Genomic DNA, 10,265 nt, shown 5'->3' on the forward strand with positions numbered 1-10,265 from the left:
GGAGACCATCGGATCACCCGAACGGCCGACCACCACCGCCCCGACCATGGAATGGGACGCGTGGGGACTCGGGGAGTACCGCAAGCAACTCTCGCCCCAGATCCTCGGGCTGCTGCGTGCCGCGCTCGGCGTCGACGCCGAGCAGGCCCCGCCGCCCAGCGAATCGGATGTCACTCTGCGTCCGAGTGCCCTGACGGGCGCGCACCGCGAGGCCCTGGCGTGGCTGCTCGGCGCGGAGAACGTTCACACCGACGACGCCACCCGACTGCGCCGCGCCGGCGGAAAGTCGACACCGGACCTACTGCGACGCAAGTCGACCGATGCCCAGGATGCGCCCGACGCCGTCGTCACGCCCGCGTCGCACGACGAGGTCCTGGCGCTGCTGCAGTGGTGCGCCCGCACCGGAGTCGCCGTGGTGCCGTTCGGTGGGGGCACGTCGGTGGTGGGCGGACTCGACCCGATCCGCGGCGAGTTCGACGTCGTTCTGGCGGTCGACCTCCGTCGCCTCGACGCCCTGGTCGATCTCGACCCCGTGTCCGGAATCGCCGTGCTGCAGGCAGGACTGACCGGCCCGCAGGCCGAGGAACTGCTCGGCGCGCACGGATTCTCGCTCGGACACTTCCCACAGAGCTTCCAGTTCGCCACCATCGGCGGATTCGCGGCCACCAGGTCGTCCGGGCAGGCATCGGCCGGATACGGCCGCTTCGACGACATGGTGCAGCGGCTGCGCGTCGCCACCCCGTCCGGATCGCTCGATCTCGGCCGTGGTCCCGCCTCGGCGGCAGGTCCGGACCTGCGTGAACTGTTCGTCGGGTCGGAAGGCACGTTCGGCGTCATCACCGAGGTGGCAGTCCGGGTGCACCCCGTACCGGAGACGACCGCGTACCGGGCGTGGTCGTTCCCCGACTTCGCGACCGGCGCCGCCGCGCTGCGCACCGTTGTCCAGACCGGTGCGGCGCCGACGGTGATGCGACTGTCGGACGAGGCCGAGACCGGGCTCAACCTCGCCCTCGCGGGCGACATCGGCGGCGACAGCCCCACCGCGGGCTGCCTCGCGATCACGACGGTCGAGGGCACCGCCGACCACGTTCGGGCGCGATCCGACGAGGCCTGGGCGCTGCTCGCGGCCGCAGGCGGAACCGACCTCGGCGACGCCCCCGCGCTCGCCTGGGAGCACGGCCGGTTCGACGCACCCTACCAGCGCGACGCACTCCTCAACGCGGGAGCGATCGTCGAGACCCTGGAGACGGCGACCGTCTGGTCGAATCTCTCCGACCTCCGCGGTGCGGTCACCACGGCGCTGACCGAATCGCTTGCGGCACAGGGAACCCCACCGCTGGTGATGTGTCACATCTCGCACACCTACGCGACCGGAGCGTCGCTCTACTTCACCGTGGTCTGCGCCCAGGCGGCCGATCCATTGACACAGTGGGCGGCAGCGAAGAAGGCTGCGGGCGATGCCATCGTCGCCACGGGCGGCACCATCACCCACCACCACGCCGTCGGCCGCGACCACAAGCCGTGGATGTCCGCCGAGATCGGCGAGCTCGGTGCCACGGCCCTGCGGGCGGTCAAGGATGCGCTCGACCCCTCCGGAATCCTCAACCCTGGCAAGCTGATCCCATGAAATCGGTGACGGTGCTGACGAATCCTCATGCGGGCGGCGGGCACCCCCGCGAAGCCGCCGCCACCGCGACCGCGCGCCTGCGTGAGCGTGGGCTCGAGGTCACCTCCATCGAGGGCACGACCGCCGACGACGCGCTGACCGTCGCGCACGCCGCCGTGGCCGCAGGCACCGACGCGCTCGTCGCGGTCGGCGGCGACGGCCTGATCAACATTGCGTGGCAGGCCATCGCGGGCACCGGCGTCCCGCTCGGCATCGTGCCCGGTGGCACCGGCAACGACCACGCACGGCTCTTCCACGTCCCCGTCGACGACCCGGTGGCCGCCGCGGACGTCGTCGCGGACGGAACGATCGCCGACATCGACCTGGGCCGAGTCACGATCGGCGACGACCGAGTCCACTGGTTCGGTACGGTCCTGGCCAGTGGTTTCGACTCGCTCGTCACCGAACGCGCGAACCGGATGCGCTGGCCGCACGGTCCGATGCGCTACAACCTGGCGATGCTGGCGGAGCTGGCGGGTCTGCGGTCGATCCGCTATCGCATCGTCCTCGACGACCGAACGCTCGACGTCGACGCGGCGATGGTCTCGCTCGGCAACGGGACTTCGTACGGTGGCGGAATGCTCATCGCACCCGGCGCCGAGCTGACCGACGGCAAGCTCGACGTCGTGATCGTCGCTCCGGGGAGCCGGTTCAAGCTCGTGCGACTGTTCCCGACCGTCTACAAGGGGACACACGTCGACCTGGACGAGGTCACCGTGTACCGATCACGGTCGGTCCGACTCGTTGCCGACGGGATCGTCGCGTACGCCGACGGTGAGCGGATCGCACCACTCCCGATCGACGTCGAGGCGGTATCCGGGGCGGGACGGGTCCTCGTCGGCGCACCCGTGCGCTGACGGGCGTCAGAAGGCGTACAGCTCGAAACCGACGGCGCGGGTCGCGGGGAAGCCGTCCTTGGGGCCGGTCGCCATCGCGATCTGCGCCGCGGCCTGCTCGGAGACCGGGGTGTCGGACAGCGCTGCGAGGTAGCGCGCGTGCTCGGTGAGCGACGCGACCGCGGCATCGACGCCGTCCGTGACGTCGACGGCGTGGTCGTAGCCGATCATCACGTTCACCGCGGCCCACCGCACACCCGTCCACCTCGGTTCGGGCAGGTCCGGGAAGATCCACTCGTTCGCGGCGTCGGACACCGCATCGAGCGCGGCCTGCCCGACCGCGCGGTGATCGGCGCTGTTGCGCATGCCCGGGGCCCAGGTCTCGCGGTGGTTCATGGTGACGACCAGCTCCGGGCGGTGCCGACGGATCGCTCCGGCGAGGGACCGGCGCAGGTCCAGTCCGTACTCGAGGCGCCCGTCGGGGTGGCCCAGGAACTCCACCTCGTGGACGCCGACGGCGGCAGCGGACCGGTGTTCCTCCGCCTCGCGGATCGGGCCGCACTCGGCGGGGGGGAGTCCGTCGATGCCGGCCTCCCCGCTGGTCGCGAGGACATAGCGGACGTCCTTGCCCTGTGCAGTCCACCGCGCGACCGCCGCCGCGCATCCGTACTCGATGTCGTCGGGGTGCGCGACAATCACGATGCCTCGGTTCCAGTCCTCGGGTACGGGCTCGACGGATGCATGTGCCATGGCGTCAGCATGCCTGCCGGGCGTCCGCCGCGCGCGATGCGACACGCAGGTCGAGTAGCCACACCGCCACCGTGACCACGGCGAGCGCCAGCCCGGACAGGCACACCCCCGGCCACCCGCGCGCGGCCCACGCCACCGAGCCGAGCGCCGAACCCGTTGCCCCACCGATGAAATAGGACGTCATGTACACGGACGTGACACGTGACCGGGCATGCGGCGCCAGCTCGTAGATCACGCTCTGGTTGCTCACGTGCACGGACTGCAACGCCATGTCCGCGATCACCATCGCGGCGAGGAACGCGAGCAGCACCTGCCCGCCCAGCGCGAACAGTCCCCACGCGGCGCACAGCAACACGGCCCCGACACCACTGGTCGCCTGGACGAGTCCGCGATCGGCCAGCCGCCCCGCGGCGTTGGCCATGAGCGCACCGGCCACCCCGGCCAGTCCGACGAGCCCGATGGCGACGTCCCCGAAACCGAACGGCTCGCCCGCCAGCAGGAACGCCATGGTCGCGAACACCACACCCACCGACGCGAAGCTCACCGCTCCGAGCACGCTCCGGGTCCGCAGCCGCGGCTGGTCGCGCAGCAGCCGCCCCATCGACGCGAGAATTCCGCCGTACCCGAGACCGTGCCGCTCCCGGGAACTCGGCAGCGACCTCCACAGCGTCAGCGCCACGACCACCATCACGACCGCCGACACCCGGTACACGGTCTGCCAGCCACCGAGCCCGGACAGCAGCCCTGCGACGCTGCGCGCCAGCAGGATGCCGACGAGCAGGCCACTCATCACCGTCCCGACGGCGGTGGCCCGGCGCTCGGGCTCGGCGAGAGTGGCCGCGAACGGGACCAGGACCTGCGCGGCGACGGAGAACAGCCCCGCAGCCGCGGTGCCGACCATCAGCCATCCGATCGACGGTGCCAGCCCGCTGACGGCCTGACCGGCCGCCGCCAGGAGCATCAGGGCGACGGAGAGCCGACGACGATCCAGGAGGTCCCCCAACGGAACCAGGAACAACAGTCCGATCCCGTACGAGACCTGCGCGACGGTCACCGTGACCGCGGCCGTGGACTGCCCGACCCCGAGCGCGGCGGCGATCGAATCGAGCAGTGGCTGGTTGAAGTAGTTCCCGCCGGCGCACAGACCCGTGGCGACGGCCATCAGCAGCAGCAGCGACCTCGTCAGCACAGGCGGGGCAGCGGCCGGGGGCGTCGTCACCCCTCCACTGTCCCCGACCGTGCCACCGGTCGCCCGGCGGCGGGTCAGACCCGGGTCACGTCGTTCGAATCGCTGTCCGAGAACGCCTTCACTAGGAGGTACACACCGAACACGACCGCACTGATCGCGAGGATCCAGAACAGCCCCTTGACGAGGACCCCGACCAGGGCCAGCGCAATCCAGACCAGCGCCACGACTCCGAGAATCTTCCAGAACACGTCGGATCTCCGTTCCGTTCGGGCCGCCACGAGTTTGACTGCCCTGTGCCACCAGACTGGCACGGTCGGAGTGGCAAATCACCAGCTCAGACGCAAGATCAGGGAAAGATCAGGGTGAACCCGGACACACCCCACGGGCGAGTCCCGGACGGTGGCCGACCAGTGTCCGGTCGCGCTGCCCTATTCTCGCTGAGGGCCGGCCCACACCTGAGCGCCGCGCCACCTCACGTCACCGCCCTAGGAGTCCACCCGTGTCTGCCCGCTTCTCCGGGACCTCCCCGCTGACCTCCCGCGACCTCGCTCACGTCGCGGTGTTCGCCGCGCTGATCATCGCCCTGGGGCTTCCGGGCACCATCAACATCGGCGGGTCGGCCGTGCCCATCACGCTCCAGTCGCTCGGCGTGATCCTCGCCGGGGCGCTGCTCGGACCGCGCAAGGGTGTACTCGCCGTGCTCACGGTCATCGTGCTGGGCCTCGCACTTCCCGTCCTCGCAGGCGGACGCACGTCGCTCACCTCCCTGTCCGGCGCGACCGCGGGCTTCCTCGTCGGCTGGATCCCGACCGTCGCCGTCATCGGCTGGCTGACCGTGAAGATGCTTCCGAAGTACTCGGTGGTCAAGGGAACCCTGATCAACGTCCTCGGCGGGGTCGTGGTGCTGTACCTGTTCGGCACGATCGGCATGCTGCTGCGCGGCCTGTCGTTCGGAACCGCGATGAGCTCGAACCTCACGTACCTGCCCGGTGACCTGATCAAGGCGGTTCTCGCCGCGGTCGTCGCCGCCCAGGTGCACCGCGCATACCCGACGCTGCTCACCGACCAGGCGGCTCGGCGCCCGGCCGCCACGTCCTGACGGCTCGGAAAACCAGATGGCCGAGATCCGCTTCGACAACGTCCGCCACGCCTACGGCGAGCGCAGCGTCCTCGCCGGCGTCGACCTGACGCTGACAGAACACCGGATCGGCGTCGTCGGAGCCAACGGCAGCGGCAAGTCCACGTTGGCCCGCACCGTGAACGGGCTCGTGGTCCCGACGTCCGGCCGGGTCCTCGTCGACGGTCTCGACACCGCGAAGGACGGGCGCGCGGTGCGCCGCAAGGTCGGCTTCGTCTTCACCGACCCCGATCACCAGATCATCATGCCGACGGTCGCCGAGGACATCGAGTTCTCCCTCCGGCGTAGCGGACTCGACGCGAACGGCCGTGCCGAGCGGGTGCGCGCGGTCCTCGAGCGGTTCGGTCTGGCCGGGCACGCCGACCACCCAACCCACCTGCTGTCGGGCGGTCAGAAGCAACTGCTGGCGCTCGCCGCGGTCATGGTGACCGACCCGGAGGTGATCGTCGCGGACGAGCCGACGACGCTGCTCGACCTCCGCAACGCCCGCCTCGTCGCCGAGACGCTCCGTGGCCTCACCCAGCAGGTGGTGGTCGTGACGCACCACCTCGACCTGCTCGCGGACTTCGACCGGGTACTGGTCGTCGACGGCGGCGTCGTGGTCGCCGACGACAATCCCGCGGCGGCCATCGCCCACTACACGAAGATCGCGGGATGACCACCCTCGGCCAGTACGTGCCGGGCGCCTCGCTCGTGCACCGCATGCCGGCGATCACGAAGCTCGCGATCCTCGTGGTGGTCCTGCTGGCCATGGCGATCGGTGTCCGGGAACCCTGGCAGCTCGTGCCTGCCGCAGCGGTCACTGCCGCGGCCTACGCGCTGTCCCGGATCGGCCCGCGTGCCGCGCTGCGCCAACTACGCCCCGCGCTGTGGATGCTGCTCTTCGTCGGTGCCTTCCAGTGGTTGTTCACCAGCTGGCAGCGCGCCCTGGTCGTGGTCGGTGTGCTCGGACTGTCCGTGGCGTGGGCCGCGCTCGTCTCACTGACGACCAGGGTCCTCGACATGCTCGATGCGATCCACCGGTTGCTCGGACCCTTTCGTCGATTCGGCGTCAACACGGACCGTGTCGGGCTCGTGCTCGCGATGACGATTCGGTGCATCCCGCTGATCAGCGGACTTGTCGCCGACGTGACGGAGGCCCGCAAGGCCCGTGGCCTCGGCTTCTCGATCCGCGCGTTGGCGGTCCCCGTGGTCATCGGCGCGCTGCGGACCGCGGACGCGATGGGCGAGGCCCTCGCCGCTCGCGGTGTGGACGACTGAGCCTCCCGCGGGCAGAACGAGCGAACGGCCCCGACATGCGGAAGGCCCCGCCGGGACATCTCGTCCAGGCGGGGCCTTCGGCGTTGTCGACGGGCTGGTCGCAACCTACTGAGCCGTGGGGTTCTCCGGCTTCGGGGTGGCCGCCGGAGTGGCAGGTGCGGCCGACGGGGTCGCGGTGCCACCGGCGGGCAGCGCGTCGCCCTTCATCGAGGCGCGGATCTGCTCCAGACGGCTGTGCCCGGCCATCTGGACGCTCGCCTGCTGGACCTCCATCATGCGGCCCTGAACCGAGTTCTGCGCGAGCTCGGCCGAGCCGAGGGCGTTCGCGTAGCGACGCTCGATCTTGTCGCGCACCGCGTCGAGGCTCGGCGTGTTGCCGGGCGCCGAGAGGGTCGCGTCCATTGACCGGAGCGAATCGCTGACCTGCTCCTGCATCTTCGCCTGCTCGAGCTGGCTGAGGAGCTTGGTGCGCTCCGCGACCTTGGCCTGGAGGGTCATCGCGTTCTGTTCGACGGCCTTCTTCGCCTGCGCCGCGGCCTGCAGCGACTGGTCGTGCAGGACCTTGAGGTCCTCCACGGACTGCTCGGCGGTGACCAGCTGCGCCGCGAACGCCTCGGCGGCGTTGGTGTACTGGATCGCCTTCTCGTTGTCGCCTGCCGTCGCGGCCTGGTCCGCGAGCGTGACCGCCTGACGGGCGTTGGCGTTGAGCTTCTCGACCTCGTCGAGCTGACGGCTGAGCTTCATCTCCAGCTGGCGCTGGTTGCCGATCACCGATGCGGCCTGCTGCGAGAGCGCCTGGTGCTGACGCTGCGCATCCTCGATTGCCTGCTGAATCTGAACCTTCGGGTCCGCCTTCTCGTCGATCTTCGAGTTGAAGAGCGCCATCAGGTACTTCCAGCCCTTGACGAACGGGTTTGCCATTGGTTTGATCCTGCCTCCGTCTGTTGCCGCGTCAACCGCGACCCGGTGTGCGACCGTCGCGCACCGACATTGGGCTACTGCCCCACAACTGCTGCTCGCGGCCACCCCCACGCGGTGGTCCGGTGTCGAATCTACAGCGCTCCGGGGGCTGCGCGCCCCCTCGACGGCCGGGTGGACAATCGGTGCAGATCGGACGTCACGCAGCCGCCAGCGCGGCAGGAGGCGCCGGAATGACGACGAGCGTGTCCTCCTCGATCCGAGGCGCCGACTGCGCGTTCTCCAGCGACACCTGGGCGCCGGAGGTCGCCGCGGACCGAGCAGCGGGTGCCGAACGGTCCTCGGCGGAGTCCGACAGCGTCTCGCTCACCTCGTACAGCACCGTCGACAGGGGTACCTCGAGGGCATCGCAAATGGCGGCGAGGAGTTCGCTGGACGCCTCCTTGCGCCCGCGTTCGACCTCGGACAGGTACCCGAGGCTGACCCGCGCGGAACTCGACACCTCACGCAGGGTGCGGCTCTGGGCCACCCGCGTGCGCCGCAGACTGTCCCCGAGCGCTTCTCGCAACAACACGCTCATCTGGCACCTCCATCATGTGCACCCGATCCGGTCACGCTTCCCGTCTACCCTGATTCAACGAGTCGACACGTCGAGTTGGTTCCCGACCCTATCCCGACACGACCGAGCGCATGCGACCGAGGAGGTCCGACATCGCCGCGTCGACCGCGGCGCGGCGGATTTCCCAGCGACCGCCCGGCAACATGAGCTCCCGGATGCGGACCCCGTCCGGCCCTGCGACGGCGACGAACACCGTCCCCACAGGCTTGCCGTCCTGGGGATCCGGACCTGCGACCCCGGTCAGTCCGACACCCCAGTCGGCCCGGCACCGCGTCGCCGCGCCCGCCGCGAGTTCCGCGGCCGTGGACGAGGCCACCGGCCCGTCGGCGGCGAGCGTCGCCTCGGCCACACCGGCGAGTTCGGCCTTGAGATCGGTTGCGTACACGATCACGCCGCCGCGGAGCACTGCGCTCGCGCCCGGAACCCCGGCGATCGTCGCGGCGAACAGTCCCGCCGTCAGGGACTCCGCCGACGCAAGGGTCTGACCGCGCCCGGCCAGCTCTGCGACCAGCGCGACGGCGTCGGTGCCGTCGACCAGGGGATCCGTCACTGCGATGCGTGGCGCACGCCGGCGCGCAGCCGGATCGACTGGACCACGTAGTCGAGTCCGGTGACGACGGTGAGGAAGACGGCGATCCCCATCACGACCGCGGCCCCGATCTCCCACACACCGGACAGCGGGAACAGGTACAGGCCGATCGCGAGGGACTGGACCAGCGTCTTGACCTTGCCGCCGCGGCTGGCCGGGATGACTCCGTGCCGCAGGACCGCGAAACGCAGCAGGGTGATCCCGATCTCGCGGGCGGCGATGATGCCGGTGACCCACCAGCTGAGATCGCCCAGGACGGACAGTCCGACCAGCGCGGCGCCGACGAGCGCCTTGTCGGCGATCGGATCGGCGAGCTTGCCGAAGTCGGTCACCAGCCCGTACTTGCGCGCCAGCTGCCCGTCGATCCGGTCGGTGATCGCCGCGACGGCGAACACCACTGTCGCCGCGATCCGCCACGACGTCTCGTGGCCGTCCCCTACGAACAGCACGATCAGGAACACCGGCACGAGCAGGATGCGAACGACCGTCAACACGTTGGCGATGTTCAGCAGCGGCACCGGTCGCGCGGGGGCGGCGTCGGACAGGTCGGACACGTGAACGTCACCCTCTGGCATTGCGGTGCCGTTCGACTCCCACTGCCGGGCCGTCATCCGCGCACCGCCCCGAAACCGGCGAATCCGAACGCACGACGGTTACCCCGCGCGACACGCAGACCGGTCCCCTCGTCGAGGTGGTGGGAGGCAACTGGGGACGGCACACGGCTCAGAATATCGGTTGGCGCCACGACTACTGTGCACCCCATGACTTCAGGCTCCGAAAGCTCCGCCGCGGGCGCGCCGATCGTGCGGCGCGCGCGCACGTCCGACGTCACGGACATCAAACGCCTGATCGACATCTATGCCGGCCGAATCCTTCTCGAGAAGAACCTCGTGACCCTGTACGAGGCCGTCCAGGAGTTCTGGGTCGCCGAGGTGGACGGGGTGGTCGTCGGCTGCGGCGCACTGCACGTCCTGTGGGCCGATCTCGGCGAGATACGCACTGTCGCAGTCGATCCCGTAGTCAAGGGTCGCGGCGTGGGACACCTGGTCGTGGCCCGGCTCGTCGAGGTCGCACGGGAACTCGAACTGGAACGTGTGTTCGTGCTGACCTTCGAGGTCGATTTCTTCGGCCGCCACGGATTCGCGGAGATCGAGGGCACGCCCGTCACCGCGGAGGTGTACGCCGAGATGTGCCGGTCGTACGACACCGGTGTCGCCGAGTTCCTCGACCTGAGCTACGTGAAGCCGAACACACTCGGCAACACCCGGATGCTCCTGACGCTCTGAGATCGGGGGGGGGG

13 protein-coding genes are annotated in these 10,265 nt (G+C 70.1%); 6 read left to right on the forward strand and 7 right to left on the reverse strand.

What is annotated here, in order from left to right:
* Window positions 1-46 precede the first annotated feature (46 nt).
* Complete coding sequence (locus ACFSJG_RS18065) at window positions 47-1,627, forward strand: FAD-binding oxidoreductase (RefSeq protein WP_378486860.1); 1,581 nt, start codon at window positions 47-49, stop codon at window positions 1,625-1,627.
* Window positions 1,624-2,523: a diacylglycerol kinase gene (locus ACFSJG_RS18070; protein ID WP_378486618.1), complete on the forward strand. Its 900-nt coding sequence runs from the start codon at window positions 1,624-1,626 to the stop codon at window positions 2,521-2,523. The genes ACFSJG_RS18065 and ACFSJG_RS18070 overlap by 4 nt, the downstream gene beginning before the upstream one ends.
* Window positions 2,524-2,529: 6 nt before the next feature.
* Here ACFSJG_RS18070 and ACFSJG_RS18075 read toward each other — a convergent pair whose 3' ends face one another.
* From ACFSJG_RS18075 to ACFSJG_RS18085, 3 genes are all read right to left on the reverse strand, one after another.
* The gene (locus ACFSJG_RS18075; RefSeq protein WP_378486619.1) at window positions 2,530-3,252 is read right to left on the reverse strand and encodes a PIG-L deacetylase family protein; all 723 of its coding nucleotides are present in this window, start codon (window positions 3,250-3,252) and stop codon (window positions 2,530-2,532) included.
* A 4-nt stretch (window positions 3,253-3,256) separates the two neighbouring features.
* Window positions 3,257-4,414, reverse strand: a complete 1,158-nt coding sequence (locus ACFSJG_RS18080; protein WP_378486861.1) for an MFS transporter — start codon at window positions 4,412-4,414, stop codon at window positions 3,257-3,259.
* Window positions 4,415-4,515: 101 nt separating this feature from the next.
* Complete coding sequence (locus ACFSJG_RS18085; protein ID WP_378486620.1) at window positions 4,516-4,689, reverse strand: hypothetical protein; 174 nt, start codon at window positions 4,687-4,689, stop codon at window positions 4,516-4,518.
* 251 nt (window positions 4,690-4,940) lie between these two features.
* Between ACFSJG_RS18085 and ACFSJG_RS18090 the strand changes: the two genes are divergently transcribed.
* Genes ACFSJG_RS18090 through ACFSJG_RS18100 form a run of 3 tightly spaced genes read left to right on the forward strand, consistent with a single transcriptional unit; the run spans window position 4,941 to window position 6,839 of the window.
* Entirely contained in the window at window positions 4,941-5,540 is a 600-nt protein-coding gene (locus tag ACFSJG_RS18090; protein WP_378486621.1) for a biotin transporter BioY, read from the forward strand.
* A gap of 16 nt (window positions 5,541-5,556) precedes the next feature.
* Window positions 5,557-6,237, forward strand: coding sequence for an energy-coupling factor ABC transporter ATP-binding protein (locus ACFSJG_RS18095; protein WP_378486622.1), 681 nt, complete (start codon window positions 5,557-5,559; stop codon window positions 6,235-6,237).
* Window positions 6,234-6,839 carry an energy-coupling factor transporter transmembrane component T family protein gene (locus ACFSJG_RS18100; RefSeq protein WP_378486623.1) on the forward strand — a complete coding sequence of 202 codons (606 nt, stop codon included), beginning with the start codon at window positions 6,234-6,236 and terminating at the stop codon, window positions 6,837-6,839. The genes ACFSJG_RS18095 and ACFSJG_RS18100 overlap by 4 nt, the downstream gene beginning before the upstream one ends.
* 105 nt (window positions 6,840-6,944) lie before the next feature.
* Here the strand turns inward: ACFSJG_RS18100 and pspA are convergent, their stop codons facing one another.
* The 4 genes from pspA to pgsA form a co-directional block, all read right to left on the reverse strand.
* A complete protein-coding gene (pspA, locus tag ACFSJG_RS18105) occupies window positions 6,945-7,760 on the reverse strand; it encodes a phage shock protein PspA (protein WP_007528961.1) in 816 nt (271 codons plus the stop codon).
* 196 nt (window positions 7,761-7,956) lie between these two features.
* Window positions 7,957-8,337 (reverse strand): helix-turn-helix domain-containing protein, encoded by a 381-nt coding sequence (locus tag ACFSJG_RS18110; RefSeq protein ID WP_378486624.1) that lies wholly within the window; start codon window positions 8,335-8,337, stop codon window positions 7,957-7,959.
* Window positions 8,338-8,425: 88 nt separating this feature from the next.
* Window positions 8,426-8,926: a CinA family protein gene (locus tag ACFSJG_RS18115; protein ID WP_378486625.1), complete on the reverse strand. Its 501-nt coding sequence runs from the start codon at window positions 8,924-8,926 to the stop codon at window positions 8,426-8,428.
* On the reverse strand, window positions 8,923-9,540 hold the full coding sequence (gene pgsA / locus ACFSJG_RS18120) for a CDP-diacylglycerol--glycerol-3-phosphate 3-phosphatidyltransferase (protein ID WP_378486862.1): 618 nt from the start codon (window positions 9,538-9,540) through the stop codon (window positions 8,923-8,925). Before pgsA ends, ACFSJG_RS18115 begins: the two co-directional genes overlap by 4 nt.
* A 186-nt stretch (window positions 9,541-9,726) precedes the next feature.
* Between pgsA and ACFSJG_RS18125 the strand changes: the two genes are divergently transcribed.
* Window positions 9,727-10,251 (forward strand): amino-acid N-acetyltransferase, encoded by a 525-nt coding sequence (locus tag ACFSJG_RS18125; protein WP_378486626.1) that lies wholly within the window; start codon window positions 9,727-9,729, stop codon window positions 10,249-10,251.
* The last annotated feature ends 14 nt before the right edge of the window (window positions 10,252-10,265 follow it).

It is taken from the genome of Rhodococcus gannanensis, from assembly GCF_042681175.1.
Taxonomy (GTDB): Bacteria; Actinomycetota; Actinomycetes; order Mycobacteriales; family Mycobacteriaceae; genus Rhodococcus_G; species Rhodococcus_G gannanensis.